This is a genomic window from Bacteroidota bacterium (assembly GCA_016213405.1).
Taxonomy (GTDB): domain Bacteria; phylum Bacteroidota; class Bacteroidia; order Palsa-948; family Palsa-948; genus Palsa-948.
This window is the reverse complement of sequence record JACRAM010000116.1, coordinates 100,756-118,678: the sequence shown is the minus strand read 5'-3', so window position 1 is coordinate 118,678 and position 17,923 is coordinate 100,756. Positions and strand designations below refer to the sequence as shown.

General features: G+C 39.1%; 16 protein-coding genes and 1 other RNA gene. 6 read left to right on the top strand and 11 right to left on the bottom strand.

All coding sequences use genetic code 11. From position 1 onward, the window contains the following. Positions 1–5 precede the first annotated feature (5 nt). Together HY841_14230 and rnpB are read left to right on the top strand one after the other, a co-directional pair. Positions 6–524 (top strand): hypothetical protein, encoded by a 519-nt coding sequence (locus tag HY841_14230; protein ID MBI4931915.1) that lies wholly within the window; start codon positions 6–8, stop codon positions 522–524. 57 nt (positions 525–581) lie between these two features. Continuing rightward, an RNA gene (rnpB, locus tag HY841_14225) (RNase P RNA component class A) lies at positions 582–1,024 on the top strand. Positions 1,025–1,198: 174 nt separating this feature from the next. Here the strand turns inward: rnpB and HY841_14220 are convergent. The 10 genes from HY841_14220 to ffh all read right to left on the bottom strand — a co-directional run bounded on the left by HY841_14220 (position 1,199) and on the right by ffh (position 11,453). Next, positions 1,199–1,360, bottom strand: coding sequence for a hypothetical protein (locus tag HY841_14220; protein MBI4931914.1), 162 nt, complete (start codon positions 1,358–1,360; stop codon positions 1,199–1,201). Positions 1,361–1,371: 11 nt separating this feature from the next. Continuing rightward, positions 1,372–1,569: a hypothetical protein gene (locus tag HY841_14215; protein ID MBI4931913.1), complete on the bottom strand. Its 198-nt coding sequence runs from the start codon at positions 1,567–1,569 to the stop codon at positions 1,372–1,374. A 118-nt stretch (positions 1,570–1,687) separates the two neighbouring features. After that, positions 1,688–2,374 (bottom strand): LytTR family transcriptional regulator DNA-binding domain-containing protein, encoded by a 687-nt coding sequence (locus tag HY841_14210; GenBank protein MBI4931912.1) that lies wholly within the window; start codon positions 2,372–2,374, stop codon positions 1,688–1,690. 96 nt (positions 2,375–2,470) lie between these two features. Beyond that, on the bottom strand, positions 2,471–4,699 hold the full coding sequence (locus tag HY841_14205; GenBank protein ID MBI4931911.1) for an OmpA family protein: 2,229 nt from the start codon (positions 4,697–4,699) through the stop codon (positions 2,471–2,473). 230 nt (positions 4,700–4,929) lie between these two features. Then, positions 4,930–6,108, bottom strand: coding sequence for a SpoIID/LytB domain-containing protein (locus HY841_14200; protein ID MBI4931910.1), 1,179 nt, complete (start codon positions 6,106–6,108; stop codon positions 4,930–4,932). Positions 6,109–6,128: 20 nt separating this feature from the next. Next, the gene (locus HY841_14195) at positions 6,129–8,090 is read right to left on the bottom strand and encodes a PD40 domain-containing protein (GenBank protein ID MBI4931909.1); all 1,962 of its coding nucleotides are present in this window, start codon (positions 8,088–8,090) and stop codon (positions 6,129–6,131) included. 25 nt (positions 8,091–8,115) lie between these two features. Next, positions 8,116–8,694 (bottom strand): radical SAM protein, encoded by a 579-nt coding sequence (locus HY841_14190; protein MBI4931908.1) that lies wholly within the window; start codon positions 8,692–8,694, stop codon positions 8,116–8,118. Between the two features lie 68 nt (positions 8,695–8,762). Further along, the gene (locus HY841_14185) at positions 8,763–9,644 is read right to left on the bottom strand and encodes a bifunctional 5,10-methylene-tetrahydrofolate dehydrogenase/5,10-methylene-tetrahydrofolate cyclohydrolase (GenBank protein MBI4931907.1); all 882 of its coding nucleotides are present in this window, start codon (positions 9,642–9,644) and stop codon (positions 8,763–8,765) included. A 24-nt stretch (positions 9,645–9,668) separates the two neighbouring features. After that, complete coding sequence (locus HY841_14180) at positions 9,669–10,052, bottom strand: endonuclease domain-containing protein (protein MBI4931906.1); 384 nt, start codon at positions 10,050–10,052, stop codon at positions 9,669–9,671. 69 nt (positions 10,053–10,121) lie between these two features. After that, on the bottom strand, positions 10,122–11,453 hold the full coding sequence (ffh, locus tag HY841_14175) for a signal recognition particle protein (GenBank protein MBI4931905.1): 1,332 nt from the start codon (positions 11,451–11,453) through the stop codon (positions 10,122–10,124). Positions 11,454–11,744: 291 nt separating this feature from the next. On the opposite strand from ffh, the gene HY841_14170 reads away from it, so the two are divergent. The 4 genes from HY841_14170 to HY841_14155 all read left to right on the top strand — a co-directional run bounded on the left by HY841_14170 (position 11,745) and on the right by HY841_14155 (position 15,310). Beyond that, the gene (locus HY841_14170; GenBank protein ID MBI4931904.1) at positions 11,745–12,293 is read left to right on the top strand and encodes a hypothetical protein; all 549 of its coding nucleotides are present in this window, start codon (positions 11,745–11,747) and stop codon (positions 12,291–12,293) included. A 13-nt stretch (positions 12,294–12,306) separates the two neighbouring features. Next, positions 12,307–13,353: a patatin-like phospholipase family protein gene (locus HY841_14165; protein ID MBI4931903.1), complete on the top strand. Its 1,047-nt coding sequence runs from the start codon at positions 12,307–12,309 to the stop codon at positions 13,351–13,353. A 218-nt stretch (positions 13,354–13,571) separates the two neighbouring features. Continuing rightward, positions 13,572–14,597, top strand: coding sequence for a hypothetical protein (locus HY841_14160; protein MBI4931902.1), 1,026 nt, complete (start codon positions 13,572–13,574; stop codon positions 14,595–14,597). A gap of 62 nt (positions 14,598–14,659) precedes the next feature. After that, on the top strand, positions 14,660–15,310 hold the full coding sequence (locus tag HY841_14155; GenBank protein ID MBI4931901.1) for a LysM peptidoglycan-binding domain-containing protein: 651 nt from the start codon (positions 14,660–14,662) through the stop codon (positions 15,308–15,310). A gap of 575 nt (positions 15,311–15,885) precedes the next feature. Here HY841_14155 and ligA read toward each other — a convergent pair. Then, the gene (ligA, locus tag HY841_14150; GenBank protein MBI4931900.1) at positions 15,886–17,919 is read right to left on the bottom strand and encodes an NAD-dependent DNA ligase LigA; all 2,034 of its coding nucleotides are present in this window, start codon (positions 17,917–17,919) and stop codon (positions 15,886–15,888) included. Positions 17,920–17,923 lie beyond the last annotated feature (4 nt).

Below are 17,923 nucleotides of genomic sequence, written 5' to 3'. Positions count from 1 at the left end.
ACTTTGTGAAAACTAATTTCAACATAGGTGATAAAGTTTCATTTCTGAATGAACAAGGAAGCGGGGTTATTACAAATATCCTTAGCAACTTCAGAGTTCTTGTCACCAATGAAGATGGTTTTGAAGTGTCAGTTTCTGTTGATGAAATTGTTCCTGTCACTGATACATCAAAATACAAAATGGATTCCAAGATGATTGATGCAAAAGAAGAAAAAGATGTAAAACCTCCGAAACTTTCTCCCGATGAAATCTGGGAAGTTGATTTACACCTGAGGGAAATTCTTGATACAGGAAGAGAAATTAGCGACCATGAGAAACTTCTCGCACAGCTAAAATATTTCAGAAAATGTATGGACGCAGCTATCGTGTACAGAATAAAAAAAATAATTTTCATTCACGGAGTGGGAAAAGGAACACTCAAGCAGGAAATTATTCATGCGCTGAAAAGTTATGAGCGCACCCGCCATTACGATGCTCCACACAAAAAGTACGGCTTTGGCGCAATCACTGTAGAAATCAGTTAATTATTATGTTTATCTTTGTTCAATATCCTGACATGCGTCAGGATGAAGTTCTTTAACATACCAGACCGCTCTATCGCTTCGTACATTAATTATGTGCGGGGAGGAAAGTCCGGACAACAGAGAGCATCCTGTCCCGATTTATTTTCGGGAGAATGGAAAAGTAATTTTCCATACAGAAAGTGCCGCAGAAACTAAACCGCCTGGCGTTTACCCCGTAGGATAAAAACCATATCCAACGGGGTTTACCGCAAAGGCAAGGGTGAAATCGTGAGGTAAGATCTCACGCTTCTCCGCCAGCAATGACGGGATTGAAGGCAAACCTCAGGAGTTGCAATGCCGAATAATGAATGACTGCTCGTCAGCCTCACCCCAACCCCTCTCCAAAGGAGAGGGGCGAAGGAAAAGGTAAGTTCATTGGTAGGCAGCATAGATAAATGATAGATATATCCTGAAAGTTGTTCAGGATGAAACAGAATCCGGCTTATGCCGAAGGCATTCCTTCGGAACAGGTTTGGTATGTTATTTTTATTAAGAATATTTACCGGGCATTACAATCTCAGTTTTCGATACGTTCTGCGAGAGCGCAGAATTATCAAGACGCTTTTCGGTCTTGATGCTAACCAAAGCGTCAGCACCCGAACTGACGCACATCACATCGAGATGTGCATTTTGATTTATTCCTGCCAGGAAAATAAGCCCGGATGGGCAATCACTATTACCGGCTTGCTTTTTTTTACTTTCCGAAGCATCGCACGTTTCACTTCATCCATCGCATCATGCTTCAGCTTTCGCGAAGGGGAATTTCTTCGGTCGGAAAAAGTTAGATTTTTTTTCATGTATGAATGGGTTAAGATGTAACAGGAGTAAACGTTTCGTTGTTCTCAGAAAATGCGTTTCTGATGATATTATAAAATTGCCCTTCTACAATCTGATACTGGCGAAGGATTTGATTTCGAACCTCGCCTGCATTAAAATCATTCACAATTTTTCTTTTCGTTCTTACTGTCAGTTTTTTCCAACTGGTACGCCTGTTTGTTTTTTTCATATTCATCAGGTTTTGAAAAGATTAAAGACATTTGTTGTTTGGGTGAATATCCACAATAAATTTCCACCATGAAAGGGAAATGTTGAGTACGACAGAAGTTTGTATGAGAATGACAGCTTTACGAGCCAAAATGCTTCCTGACAAGGTCTATATGATTGCGGGAAACGGGAATAAGTTCCTTGCCGATTACCAGATATTGACCGTTGAGGGCCTTTACTTTTGAAATGTTAACCGCATAGGAACGGTGTGTTCGCAGAAATTTATTCTGCGGCAGTTGAGAAAGAAACTGGTCTAAACTTGTGCGTTGCAGATATGTTTTATCGCTGGTAAACACTTCTACATAAATATTATCTGACTTCATGAAAAGAATATCGTTAAGAAAAACTTTTATCAGCAGATGCCCGTCTTTAATCAGAACATATTCTTCTTCCTTTTTGGTTCTTGCCGCCAATGCAATTTCGATGCCTGTGTACAAATCGTCTTTTGTAAACGGTTTCAGCAGATAAGCCAGGGGTTGTGTTATTTTGGCTTTTTCAATGGTTACCTGATCAACATAAGAAGTAAGAAAGATGAAAGGTTTTTTGTAATCAGTGTTGAGTAAATGCGCCAGTTCAATGCCATCGTATCGGGCGCCCATGTTAATGTCAAGAATGGCAAGGTCAAATTCCGTTTTGCGAAATAATTGTTCAGCAGCATTTTTATTCAATGCAATTCCGGTTACATCGTATCCAAAACCTGTGAGCATTCGCTTGCAGCTTTCGGCAAGAATGGCTTCATCTTCTACAATGATTATTTTTACTGGCATCGGAAGAAAATAAATCTATACTTTTAATTAATAAAAAAAGAAATGTAAATTTAGAAAAATTGTCGAAAATTAATACTATTCCGGTCGGAGAAATACTTACCGGATAATCACAATCTCGGTTCTGCGGTTTTTGGCTCTTCCATCTTCATTATCTGAACCATCGGCATTTGTGTTAGGCGCAATTGGTTTTGAAGCGCCATAGCCGACAACTTTCATCCTGCTGCGCTTGATTCCTTTTGACACAAGATAGTTTGCCACCGCGCTTGCCCTGAGATTGGAGAGATTCATATTGTAAGAATCTTTTCCTTTTGAATCAGTATGACCTGCGACTTCAAACTTAACTTTCGGATAATCTTTTTTCAGCAACGCAACTGCTTTATCGAGTTCAGGCAAAAATTCTTTTTTGAGATTTGATTTATTGAAATCAAAAAGGACATTGTTAAATGAAATTGTTGTTTTGATAGTTGTAGTAGTATCTGTTTTTGTTTTTCCGGAAGTATCGGCAGTTGTGGTTACTTTTTTAATGGTGTCAACCATTACCACCATTACTGCGTTGGTAGTTACGCTGACTTCATTGTATCCCGGCAATTTGCTTTTATCTGCTTTTGCCAGAAACTCAGAATAGTTCATTGAACCGGCTATGTTTTTAATATCGAAGAAGGCATTCTTGAAAACCAATGGCTGACCGGGCTGAGTGAAATTAAGTTCCTGGTATAAATCATATTGCCTGCATTGTTTCGGAACACGTACTTCAGCAGAAACAGGTTCTAGTCCGCTTGTCCTGAGTGTAAATAAATAATTTTTTCCGTGCTCAATCTTAACCGAATATTTTCCATTTTTTATTTCACATGAGCCGACTTCTTTTCCAGATTCTTTTTCTGAAATCAGAATTGTTCCTTTTGAAACTCCCATGGCTAGCCCGTTGATGGTGGTGGTTGGAATGTCATCGCATAAATCAATCATGTACACATCCATATCCTTTGTTCCGTCTGCTGCCTGCGAAGAAGAAGAATAAAACGCGCGGTCGCTTTTGTTTGCCAAGAGAAAATAAATATCATCACCGGGTGTATTAATCGGAACGCCAAGATTTACGGGCTCTGACCATTTATCACCTGCTTTTTCTGATTTGAAAATATCAAATCCGCCCATGCTGTTATGTCCGGTGGAAGAAAAATACATAGTCTTTCCGTCTGCAGTAATGTACGGAGCATCTTCATCGTATTCAGTATTAATGGGTGCACCCATATCATTCAATGGACCCCATGTGCCGTCAGGTTGTTTTAGAGAAACAAAAATATCCCTTCCTCCTGCTCCTCCTTCCCGGTCGCTCACCACATATAATTCATTTCCGGAAACTAAAAAACCGAAGAAACTTGTTTCCCATGCTTTTGTATTTACGTCAGATTTTTCATACAGGATAGTTGGCTTTGACCATGCACCACCAAGGAGGTTGCTGGAATAAAAAGTTCCTTGCTTGACACCACGGTAAAAATAAATTGTCTTTCCGTCAGCCGAAATGCTGATCATGGCTTCGTGCTTGTCCGTATTAACCGGATCGCCAATACCAAAACTTTTCCCCCAACCTTTCTTTCCTAATCCAGACACATAAATGTCTTCAAAATATTTATCGTCCCAATCCAATTTTCCTCCTGTAGTGCTGTCTCTTCTTGAAGTGAAATACATGACGGAGTCATTGGCTGATAAAACGGCATCATAATCATCATACTCGCTGTTTACATCATTGCCAACATTCGTAATTTCAAATGAATGAGTTTTTCCGTTGATGGTTATTTTACTTACAGGAGATTGTGCAAGTATTTTTCCGTTGTCGCACATTTCTATTTTGTGTTTTATGTCGTTTTTCAAATCCGCCTCTTCTTCTTCCAATAAATCTGTGCCAAACTCATCAAGAATTGACAAATAGGTTTTGTAATTCTTCTTCGCTAAATCAAATTTTCCGTCAAGGTGATAAGCGCTGGCAAGAAAATAATACGCTTCACCCAACGTATCTTTTGAATAGTTGATTGCTTTCTCGAAGTAAGGAATGGAGGCTGGCTGGCGAAAATTATTGAAGAGTGACTGCGCCTGCTCAAGGTTATACATTGGATTGGCAGAATCTAATTTCAAGAGGTCCCAATACTTCTGCTGCGCTTCGGCATAATTTCCTAAATCAAACTGTTTGCGCGCTGATTTCAGAATTGTCTTTTCTGTTTTTTTATTGGAGGAACTGGAAAAATCGCCATAGGCTCTTTGCCCCTGACCATAGGAAAAAGAATAAATGAGAAAAAAAGATAACAACAAAGATAATGCTCTGAGGATTTTCATTGGGTTATTTCTAATGCTGACAAAGGTAAAATTTTATTACAACGCACAGAAAACGAACAGATTACTCGGTAGTGTATCAGTTTGGTTGTTCTCTTTGTTCTTTGCGTGTATTTTCTTTGCGCACTTTGCGGTTTCTATTTTTTTTAAACAGTCATTTACCGCAAAGGGCACGGAGAATCAGCCCGCAGAGAACGCAAAGGGATTTTAAAATTAAACTGAGACACTACCGATTACTCAGCTTTAAAGAAATCAAGCTGAGAAAACCTTATCAGATGAATGTTCGTATAATAATAGTTCAAAATTTTTGTGTAGGAATATCCTTTTTCTGCCATTCGCATAGCGCCTTCCTGACATAGGCCAACTCCATGTCCAAATCCTTTTCCGGTAAATACAACATTTTCACCTTCTTCTTTTATTGAAAAGAAAGTTGATTTCAGTTTCATGTCTTCGCGAACAAATTTCAAAGGGATAAAAAAATCATTGTTCACTAAATAAACAAGGCGGTTGGGTTGGTCGAAATTCAAAATTTTTCTGACTTCATTAGAATCGCTTATAGGAAAACCATATTTTGTTTTAACATAATCAAGCCACAAATCCTTTGGAATTTTTTTTTGCCATACGGCATTTGCTTTCTTTAAACAAAATGTATCACTCACCGAACGCAGCCCCGAAACTGCTTTTGACCACACATCTTCTGAGTTCATGGTCTGGCCGCCACAGTTAGAGTGAAATGCTGCTGGGATGATGCGCACGCTGTCATCCACCAGAATATATTCAGACGTTTCTAAAGCCGCATCGTGAATATTCTGACTGAAAGTTTTTCCGCGAAAAACCTGACAATGCACCTCATCGCATAATTGAAATCCTTCGTCTTCATGCCTGCGCCAGTTGCCCAATGCATAGGTTCGGATCACAATTGTTTTTACTTTGTTGAACTCCTGCGGATTTTTTGTTCCTACTTCCCATTGCACCACTCCAGCCACATACTTTTCAATGTCAACTTTATTGATCAAGCGCAACGTGCTGTTACCAGAAGTGATTTGCAGTTCATCATCATACGTTCTTGGCTTATAATCCGGCTGAAGAGATTTTATTTTAAAACTTGACGCATCGGCTTTAGGAACAAACCATACCGAGCGGAATTTTTTCCGGTAATTTATTTTCTGAAGAAGCACTGAATCACCGGCAAGCGAAACTGTTATGAAAGAAATTTTATCCGCGTCAAAAAGTTTTGCGCTGTCGCCATACACAATATACTCGCCAGAAACGTGAAAAAAATTTACCGAAGAAATGGTATTACTGGCAAAGAGATGAATCTGTAATGTTTGCTGATTGTTTTGTGGTGCATAGGCAATTGCCAAAGGGCAAAGAACAATGAAAAAATAATAAAACAGGAAAAACCTTCGCATATATCAGGTAAAGATGGAAATTACTTGGAAACAACTTTAAATTCAGTTCTTCGATTCATTTGCCGATGCTCATCCGTATCATTTGCAATAACGGGTTTTGTATCGCCATATCCCTTTGAAGTTAGTCTGTCTTTTGCAATTCCATTAGCTGATAGATATTCAAGCACTGACTTTGCCCTGTTTTCTGAAAGAATCTGATTGTGTTTTTTATCGCCAACATTATCTGTGTGCCCGCTCAGTTCAATTTTCAGTGTTGGGTTCTTATTCAGAAAATCCACCAGTTTATTTAACTCGACTTTCGATTCGTCCTTCAAATCAAACTTATCGGTATCAAAAAAAACATTTCTCAAAATCACTGTTGAATCTTTTGTAATGGGAGAAAGAGGAATGTTTATGGCAATCGGCTGGTAATCTTTATTTTCAAGAAGAGAAAAATTTTCTGAATGAAAAAGATAACCAGTCCTGGAAGTATTGAATGCGTAATTCTTATTCACGGGGAGACAAATCAAAAATTCTCCGTTCGATTTTTTTGAAACCCACTTCACCAAAGAAATTCCCGTTTGCAAATCCACCACATCAATATCTGCTTCAAGAGGAGCTTTTGTTACCGCGTCAAAAACTTTTCCTTTCACATAAATAGTTTTTCCGGGACGTGCCTGCTCATACAAATCAAAGGAATAAATATCCAATCCACCGTAACCACCCACTCTGTCAGAAGCAAACCATGCAGTTTTTCCATCGCGGGAAACAAGCAAACTGTTTTCATCATTAAACGTATTTATCGGGCAACCTAAATTCACCGGTTCTCCCCATTCACCGTTCGCCTGTCTGCGCGACATGAAAATATCCAGCCCACCCATTCCGGGATGTCCGTCAGATGAAAAATACAATGTTTGATTATCAGGGTGAATGAAAACAGATTCTTCGTTGTAGGGAGTATTTATCTTGTTGCTCAGCTTTGTGGCACCGCTCCACTTACCGTCATCTTTCAAAACAGCAGTATAAATATCCTGGCTTCTTTTTCCGCTCGCATCAATAGTGCCGCGAATGAAATACAATGTTTTTCCATCGGAAGAGAAACTTGGCTGAGTTTCCCACCACTTGGTGCAGACTGGCGGACCAACATTTTTTGGCTTCGACCAGTCATTTCCGTTTTTATAAGAATAAAAAATATCACAACTTCCGAAACCTGTTCTGTCAACTCCGTATCCAAAATCAGTTTCGCAGGCTACAAAAAATAACATCTGCCCGTCAGCAGAAAGGCAAGGAGCTCCCTCATTGCTCTCAGAATTAATTTTCGGACCAATGCCGTATGCCTTTCCCCACTTACCATCAACTGTTTTATCGCTCACATAAAAATCTTCCTGAAAGCCGTATTGACTTTTAGTTGTAGGAAGTTTTCGTGTAAACAAAAACGTTTGCTCATCTGCCGTGATGGAAGGGTAATATTCATCGTGCTGCGAATTCAATCCATCGCCCGCATTGATTGGCTTGAACGGAACCGGATTGTCAATTGCGGTAACAGCAAAGTCGCAGCTTTTTATATCCCGCTCTGCCATCTTATTCATTTCAGCATTGGCAGAAGGTTTATCTAAAAACTTTACATAATTTTCTTTCGCATCCTTATATTGACCTGTGCAGAACTGCAGGCGGGCAAGGGAAAAATAATTTCCCGGATAAAAATCGGGATTAATCCCAAGAGCTTTTTTTATTTCCACGATTGCTTTCTGGTTTTGATTCAAATCGCTGTAAATATATCCCAGCAGCATGTGAGCTTCAATAAATGAATCATCTTCTTTAATTGCTTTCTTCAAATCTTCAGTTGCTGCTTCAAAATTTTTTCCATCATAAAACTTAGTCGCTTCTTCATAATATTTAATTGCTTTTTTACTTTTAGTGGAATAATTCTGCTGGGCTTGGCAGATAACGGATGACAGAGGGAAGATGCCGATGATAAAAAATATTCTGAGAAACAATTTCATACTGGTTGATTAGCAATTATCATTCCTAAGGAATTCCAATGTATTTATGTGTTTGCAACGAGATTCTCCACTTGGGGTTTTGCTGAACATATTCAACGATGAGCGGCAGCATTTCACTGCGTTTACTCCATTCTGGCTGGAGAAACAGATTTTCATTATCCATCTTTTCTGAATTTATTTCAGCAAATCTGAAATCATTTTTATTATGAATGATGATCTTCAGCTCATGGGCTTTTGTAAAATTTTCTTCCAGCACAGGCATTGTCTTTTTTGGAGACAGGCAAACCCAGTTCCATGTACCCGTTATTTCATAAGCTCCGGAAGTTTCAAGAAATGTCTGTATTCCTTTTTGCTTCAATTGTTCTGTGAGATAATTCAAATCATACATGCAGGGCTCACCACCGGTTACAACTACTGCTTTTGCAGAATGCATGGACGCATTTTTAATAATTATATCTGTTTCTGTCAGCGGATGAATGCTTGCATCCCAGCTTTCTTTCACATCGCACCAGTGACAGCCCACATCACACCCGCCAATGCGGATGAACCAGGCGGGCTTTCCGGTATTGAATCCCTCGCCCTGAATGGAATAAAACATTTCCATAACAGGAAAGGATGTACATGATTCTGGATTCTGGATTCTGGATTCTGGGTTTCTTTTCTCTGTTGTTATCACTTGTAAATTTCTTTTTTGTTCGCTTTCAGCGTATTCATCATCAGAGAAGTTATCGTCATCGGTCCCACTCCGCCCGGAACAGGAGTGATGAAAGAACATTTCGGGGCTACTTCATCAAATTTCACATCGCCTAAAAGTTTCCAGCCGGATTTTGTTTTATCCGATTTCACTCTTGTTATGCCAACATCAATTACTACTGCTCCTTGTTTTACATGATCAGCGGTAAGAAATTCTGCTTTGCCGAGCGCGGCAATTAAAATATCCGCACTCAAACAAATTTCTTTTAAGTTTTTTGTTTTGCTGTGGGTGATGGTAACGGTACAATTTCCGGGATAAGTATTCCGCGCCATCAGAATGCTCATCGGTGAACCTACGATATGGCTTCTTCCGATCACAACACAATTTTTTCCCACGGTTTCTATTTTGTAGCGCTCTATCAGTTGAAGAATTCCATATGGAGTTGCAGGAAGATAAGTGGGTAAGCTCAATGCCATCCTCCCCACATTGGCAGGATGAAAACCGTCCACATCTTTTTCAGGAGCAATGGCTTCAATAACTTTTCTTTCTGAAATATGTTTAGGAAGCGGAAGTTGAACAATGAATCCGTCAATATCCTTGTCATTATTCAGTTCTGAAATCTTTTTCACCAAATCAGTTTCGGAAATTGTATCAGGCAATCTGACCAGCGTTGATTTGAACCCGACTCTCTCACACGCTTTTACTTTCCCGCCAACATACGTTTCGCTCGCGCCATCATTGCCTACAAGTATTGCAGCCAGATGCGGAGTTTTTCCTCCTGAAGATTTTATCTTCTTTACTTCCTCAGCAATTTCGCTTTGGATTTCTTCGCTTATTTTTTTTCCGTCTATTATTGTCATACGTTTCCCCCTTAGTAAAGGGGGTCAGGGGGTTGTCTGTAGTTGGTTTTGTTTTTCTAACTCTTCAATAAAATCCTCAATAACTCTTATGATATGATGGATTTGAGTTTTAATTAAATTATCATCCAGTCTCAAAAAAATTATTCCCAATTTTTCCAGTTCAGTCTGTCTTTTCAAATCCTTCTCTGCTTTTTCATTATGACTGCTTCCATCCACTTCAATTGCAAGTTTTAATTTACTGCAATAGAAATCAACAATATATTTCTCAATAGGCTTTTGTCGCATGAACTGATAGCCTTTCATTTTTCTTCCTTTCAATTGCTTCCATAATAAAACTTCTGAAAGAGTACTATTGTTTCTTAAATCTCTTGAATATTGTTTTAATTTTTGATTGTAATATATTTTCATTTTCAAAAAACATTTTCAACAACCCCCTTTATCCCCCTTTGCTAAGGGGGGATAAAAGTCGTCAATACATCATCTTGGTCGCGGCATATTCTGCATCATCTTTTTCATCTGATCTTTATTCCCAACCATACGCATCATCTTGCGCATATCTTCAAACTGTTTCATCAAACGATTCACTTCCTGGATTTCCCGTCCGCTACCTTTTGAAATCCTTTGCCTTCGGCTTCCGTTAATCAAATCGGGGTTGCTTCTTTCTTTCGGAGTCATCGATTGAATAATGGCTTCAATTCCTTTGAATGCATCATCATTTATATCCACATCTTTTATTGCTTTGCCAACTCCGGGAATCATTCCCATGAGGTCTTTCATATTGCCCATTTTTTTTATCTGCTGAAGCTGCCCGATAAAATCATTAAAGTCAAATTTATTCTGCGAAAGTTTCTTCTGAAGTTTTTTTCCTTCCTCCACATCAAAATTTTCTTGTGCTTTTTCTACCAGCGTAACAATATCACCCATTCCCAAAATCCTATCCGCCATTCTATCGGGATGAAAGACATCTATCGCATCCATCTTCTCGCCTGTTCCGACAAACTTAATGGGCTTGTTCACCACGCTTTTGATGGAAAGCGCAGCACCGCCACGTGTATCGCCATCTAATTTTGTAAGAACAACTCCGCTAAAATCCAAACGCTCGTTAAATGCTTTAGCGGTATTCACAGCATCTTGCCCGGTCATCGCATCCACTACAAATAAAATCTCCTGCGGATCAGCCGCTTTTTTCACAGCAGCAATTTCATTCATCATCTGCTCGTCAATTGCCAGACGACCGGCAGTATCAATAATCACAATCGTGTGTCCGTTATCTTTTGCGAACTGAACTCCTTTCTTGGCGATGTCAACCGCATTATTATTTTCCGGCTCTGCAAAAACAGCAACACCGATCTGTTCTCCCAAAACTTTCAGCTGGTCAATGGCGGCAGGGCGATAAATATCGCAGGCAACGAGCAAAGGATTTTTTCCGCGTTTTGTTTTTAAATAGTTGGCAAGCTTGCCTGAGAAAGTTGTTTTACCTGAACCCTGCAATCCGCTCATCAGAATTACAGTTGGATTTCCGGAAAGTCTGATCTCCTCGTTCTTCCCACCCATGAGTTCCGCCAGTTCATCGCGGGTGATCTTAGTCATCAATTGCCCAGGCGAAATACTTGTGAGCACATTCTGTCCCAGCGCTTTCTGTTTTACATTATCCGTAAAAGTTTTTGCAACTTTGAAATTCACATCCGCATCCAGCAACGCTTTGCGGATTTCCTTGAGCGTTTCGCTCACGTTCACTTCCGTGATCTTGCCCTGCCCTTTGAGGATTTTAAAGGCGCGGTCTATTTTATCGGATAAATTCTCAAACATAGTTCTAAGTCAAAAATCATTAATTCACTCCGAAGGAGTCCATCGGACAAGTCATAAGAAATGTAAAGCAAAGTTAGAATTTTTATTTGGGTGTCTCTCTGCTGGCAGAAGACAGAGAGAAGGCATGATGTTTTAAAAAAATATTTTCCCAATTCAAATTATTATAATACTTTCGCTTTCAAGCGGGCATTATTTATAGTTGATTGCATTCTCTCCGAAAGGGGTAAATGCAATTGTAGTTAACTATAGATTCTGCCTTTTTTATTTGTAAATATTAATTAGAAAATAAAAATGAAAAAACTTTTCCTCCTCCTCCTCTTTTTCAGCACAGCCGCACTTGTCCTGAGCTCAGTCGAAGGATTCGCCCAGCGCGAGCGTTGGTCCGTAAAAACACTTACCGATGGCTTTAAGCCCGACACCAATACGGTAACAACCGTTACCGTAAAAGACATACAAAAGAAAAAACTAATACCTGTGGGCGACCAGGACGCACGCATGGAAACCGAAAAGCAAGTGGTGCAAATCACAGGCACTATAAAAGTGATAAAGGAAGAAAAAGGGAAAAAAGGCGATGGCGATTACCACATAGAAGTTACCGATGCAAGCATGGACAGCACCTTTGTATGCGAATGCGTGAATCCAAAAGATACCAAAGCAAAAAAATCTCTATACAAGAATAATTTTATAAAAGCGCGCAAGGTGGTTAAAACTTTAAAAGTGGGAGATAAAGTTACCTTTACAGGTGTGTTATTTCAAGACCAAAAACACGGCAAGTCCAGTCCCCTGCGCACACGCAACTTTATTGAAATGCATCCCATACTGAATGCAAAGAGGAAATAAATAAATTAGCTGAATGAAAACCATACGCATACTCAGCATTGACGGAGGCGGACTACGAGGCGTGGTGCCCCTTACCATACTGAATGAATTCAAAACCCGGCTGAAACTCTATGCAGGAAAAGAAATCTGGGAATGCTTTGACCTCATTGCAGGAACCTCCACAGGCGGACTCATCACCTCAGCCATTACACTGCGCGATAAAAATGCAGCGGAGAAGAAAGCCAAATACACCATTAATGATATTTTAAATGTGTACATCGATCACGGAAAAGATATTTTTCCGCAGCGCGGCTGGCTCGGCAATAAATGGCATGCGCTCAAAGATATCTTCCGTCCCACCTTTGGGGAAGAAGGCATTGCAAAAGTATTTAAGGATGTGCTGGGCGAACACCGCATTTCAGATTGCCTCACCAATATTATGGTAAGCACGTATGACCTCAACAACAATGTGCCGTTGTTCTTCAAGTCGCTCGATAACGCGGTGAACAAAAACCTCGATGCACTGCTTTATGATATCTGCCGCGCCACCTCTGCGGGACCCACCTACCTGCCTACCTACATATTTAACTATCCCAAGAACCCAGATACAGAAAAACCCCACCGCAATTGCATTGACGGTGGCGTGTATGTAAACAACCCCTCCATGGCGGCACTCGCAGAGTTTGTAAAAAACTATGCCTTTTATGATAAAAGCATTGCCAGAAAAGAAGATGTAGACTTCAAAAATATTTTTGTGCTCTCCGTTGGCACCGGCACCTATGCCGCGCCAATAAAAGATAATGCAAGCGCCACCAAAGGCGAACTCTACTGGGCAAAAACGATAAGCGATGTAATGATGCGCGGTGTGAACAAAACCACCGATTATGAAATGAACGAAATAATGGAAGACGGCAATTACCTCCGGCTCTCCATTAATATTGATAACGAAGAGCATGCCGATATGAGCAACTCAAGCAAAGAAACCACACAGTATCTTATTAAAGCCGCGCAGGAACAGGTATTGAACAACGCAGATAAAATGAACAAGTTGAATGCTTTTATTCAGAAAAGTGGGTTGTAATAACATCAATAACTATTTCTTGGGAGGCGCTTCCCTCGGATTCCCCCTTCATGAAGGGGGAAAGTTTCGGCTTTGCGAAACAGGGAGATGTCTAAGTAATACTCCAGTACACGCTAAACTGTATTTAGAAGTTGAGTACCTGCAAGGCTGTGCTTTTCATAGAGCAATTTTTTTAATGAAACTCTTGAATTATTTTTTTTAATTAAACAATTTATTACATGCTTCTAACATTAATTAAAGATAAACAAGAAATTCTAAAATTACATAACGATTTTGTTAGGCTGTTAAATAAAAATTCACGAAAAAAAATAAACAATTTTAGATTGACAACACCAGGGACGGGAACATGGCATACGACTGCACAGTATAATCCATCAAATAATATCTGGTCGGTTGTTGAGCCACATGAGAATAAAAAAGATAATTTTTATATTTTACTTGGCGTTGATCCAGACCCAAAAGCAATCAATGGTATTGTCGTGCAATGCAATTATCAAATTGGATTTGAAAATTTCAAAGAAGCCTGTTTTTGGGCTAATGATTCAAAAGGCAAAGTATATTTATTACATAGTGGTAGAATGGGAGGTGGAGTAAAGGGAATTAATTTTGAAAACATTGATGATTTATATTCAGGCGCACGAAGCACACTATTATATAATGATGTTTCTTATGATTATTTCACAGTCTGCGAATTGCATTCAAAGCAAGCTTATCAACAAGTAGTTGATTTTGTCAACGAGGTTGACAGAATAAAATGTATTCTAAAGTCTAACACTGCGGTTTCATCTTTAGGAAAAAGAAAAATTAATAAAGCATTTAAGATTTATAGCCCTGAGTTTTGGGGTAAAAGAAAATCTTATTTTATAAAAAAGAAAATTTCATCAAATAGTAAGCATGGGTTTATTGTAGATGGTTTAGAGAAAATAATGCATAAAGAATATGGAGTCAACAAGAATCAACTTGTAAAAAATAAATACATCGATTTGGGTATAACAAAGAATAATAAAGCTGTTGCAATTTTTGAAATTAAACCATCCATTAATACCCAATCGATTTATACAGCAATTGGTCAGCTAATGCTTCATTCCTCCTCTATTAAAAGCAATCCCGCTATATATATTGTACTTCCTAATAAACTAGAGGATAAGATGGAAAAAGATTTATTATCATTATCAATTAAATCTATTCGATTTGTATTGCGAAAAAATAAAGTTCGATTCATTAATTTAAATAAATTTTTTTAATTCCGCACATACACACAGTAGACGCTAAACTCCAACTTAGTGTAAAAAAAGTAGAATATACAATGGAAAGAACTAAAGAAGACCTTGAAAAGGAAAAACTACAAGGTGAAATTAAAAATCTAAAAAGATGGTGGGTACAGCCATTTTTATCCATAGTAGGACTTTTAATTATCCTAATAACCGCTTTTAATACAAATATTAGTGCGTTTTTGAAAATAAAATCTTTTGAAATAAAAGAACAGAAATTGTCCAAGGATTTAGATAGCACAGGTCGAGTCTTACGTTGTACTCTTGATACTTTAAAAAAAATGCAAACAGCATTCGAAATTAGTAACAGAAATATGGAAGATTATCAAAAGCGAATCAAAATAGCTGTGGATACAATAAAAACAAAAGATGGACTATTATTGTTTTATAAAAAACAACTTGATGTTGCGATGAAATCTTTATCACGGAAAAATATTCTAAAGCGCACAGGTCATTTTTTATTAAATGAGGACGGTAATATTCTTACCACAGATGATGGGATACCAATAGTTGTCGGGTCAGAAAGTGGTTGGGCGCAGTATAAAGCGGAAGAAGGAGATACTATTGATTCTATTGCTAATAAGTTAGGAGTTTCTGTAGATGATTTATTATCTGAGAATCCGGAATTGAAAAAACATGGGCTTTCTGTTGGTATGATATTAAATTTTTTTGTTTCTCGACCTTAATTAGGTGAAATTATTCCCCAGTACGCGCTAAGCTTACTGTACCCGCGAAGTTGCACTTCGTGGGTGAGTAATTTGTAAGTTATGCTTACAACCCATTCCGATAGCTATTGGGACAAAGCTGGCTCTTCACTCAGCTATGAAATTCAAAGAAATTTTCTCTTTGTCCGGCAATTTCTCCATTTTTTTACATTATACCGCCACAATGTGACATCACATTGTTGCAAGAAGAGATCATATTGTCTCTTTGTGAGACAACATTGTTGCAAAAAGACATCACATTGTCTCTTTGTGACATCACATTGTTGCAAGAAGACATCATATTGTCTCTTTGTGAGACAACATTGTTGCAAAAAGACATCACATTGTCTCTTTGTGAGATCACATTGTTGCAAAAAGACATCATATTGTCTCTTTGTGAGATCACATTGTTGCAAAAAGACATCACATTGTCTCTTTGTGAGACAACATTGTTGCAAAAAGACATCACATTGTCTCTTTGTGAGATTAAATTGATGCAAAAAGATATCACATTATCTCTTTGTGATATCTCTCCCTTTAGGGCCGGGGCAACATTTTTACTTTATCATTTCTCCAAACTCATTCTCATCAATAATCTTCACTCCGAGTTTCTCCGCTTTCTTGAGTTTTTCCGGTCCCATGTTTTCTCCTGCTAGAAGGTAGCTTGTCTTTCCCGATACAGAACCAGCCACTTTTCCTCCGTTCTGTTCAATCGCGGCTTTCAGATCATCGCGCGAGAATTTGGTGAACACGCCTGAAACCACAAAAGTAAGACCGGTTAATTTGGTTGATTGAGTTAATTGGGTTGTCTGAGATTCAAATTGGAGTCCGTATTTTTTTAATCTCTGTACAAGTTCAATATTTTTCTTTTCGCTAAAAAAATCTATTAAGCTCTTTGCCACTTGTCCTCCCACATCATTTGTCGCGGTGAGTTGTTCTTCGGTTGCGTCCATGATAGAATCAATATCTCTTAACTGTCGCGCTAGTTTCTTCGCAAGCGTTTCCCCCACATGTCGTATTCCCAGCGCATACAACACTCTCTCAAACGGAACCTGTTTTGATTCCTCTATTCCTGCCAGCAGATTGCTCACAGATTTTTCTCCCATGCGCTCTATGTTCATCAGTTCTTCTTTATACTTCTTCAGTTCGTAGATATCGGCAATGTTCTTCACAAACCCTTTCTCATAGAGCATTTCAATCGTCTCTTCTCCAAGCGAATCAATGTTCATCGCCTTGCGCGAAGTAAAGTGACTCATCTTTCCTTTTATCTGTGGCGGACATCCCCATTCATTCGGGCAGTAATGATTTGCTTCATCTTCTCCTCTTACTAATTCAGTTCCGCATTCGGGGCATTCAGAAATATATTTTGTCTTATGTGCATTCGATGGGCGCTTCTTCAAATCAACTCCAACTATTTTCGGAATTATTTCTCCGCCTTTTTCCACATACACTGTATCGCCCACGCGCACATCTAGTTTCTCTATGATATCCGCATTGTGCAAGGAAGCGCGCTTCACGGTTGTTCCACCCAACTTAACAGGTTTCAGATTTGCAACAGGCGTGATGGCTCCTGTTCTTCCCACCTGATAAGTGATTTCTTCCAGAATAGTGGATGCTGTTTCTGTCTTGAACTTGTATGCAATCGCCCATCGCGGAGATTTTGCCGTGAAGCCCAGCACTTTTTGTTGTTCGTAAGAATTAACTTTGATGACGACTCCGTCAATGTCAAACGGAAGTTTGTGTCGGTCTTTATCCCAGATATCAATGAACTCAAAAACATCATCCAGCGTTTTGCATTTGGAAATATAATCCGGCACCTTGAATCCCCACTTCTTCGCTTCTTTCAAACTCTCATAATGATTTTTAAACGGCAGTTCTTTTCCATAAAGCATATACATGAAGCAATCCAGTTTTCTGCGCGCTACTTCGGCAGAGTCCTGCATTTTAAGAGTGCCGGCTGTTGAGTTGCGCGGATTGGCAAGCAGCGCATCACCGGCTTCTGCTTTTTCTTTATTAATAGCGTCAAATGTTTTTCGTGTCATGAAAACTTCTCCGCGAATTTCAAATTTGTCAGGAAAAGAAAATCCCCCCTGCCCCCCTTTCGAAGGGGGAGAAAGCCGCAGCGGAACTGCACGAATTGTTTTTGCATTCGTAGTGATTTCATCGCCCTGTTCACCGTCACCTCGCGTAACTGCCTGAACTAATTTTCCATTCTCATATTTCAAGCCGATAGCAACTCCATCGTATTTCAATTCGCACACGTATTCAATTTGTCCTGCCACTCCTTTGCGAACTCGTTCATCAAAATCTTTCAGATCATCTTTTGAATAAGAGTTGCTTAGTGAGAGAAAAGCATACTCATGTTTTATCGCTTTGAATTCTTTGGTAATCATTCCGCCAACTCTTTGTGAAGGAGAGTCAGACAGCAGCAACTCGGGGAACTCTTTCTCAAGTTTCACAAGCTCCTCCAGTTTCATATCGAAATCATAATCGCTGATGCTTGGCTTGGCAAGCACATAATATTTATAGTTGTGCTCTTCCAGTTCTTTGGAGAGTTGTTCTATTTTTTTCTTTGCCTGGTCTTTTATCATCCGT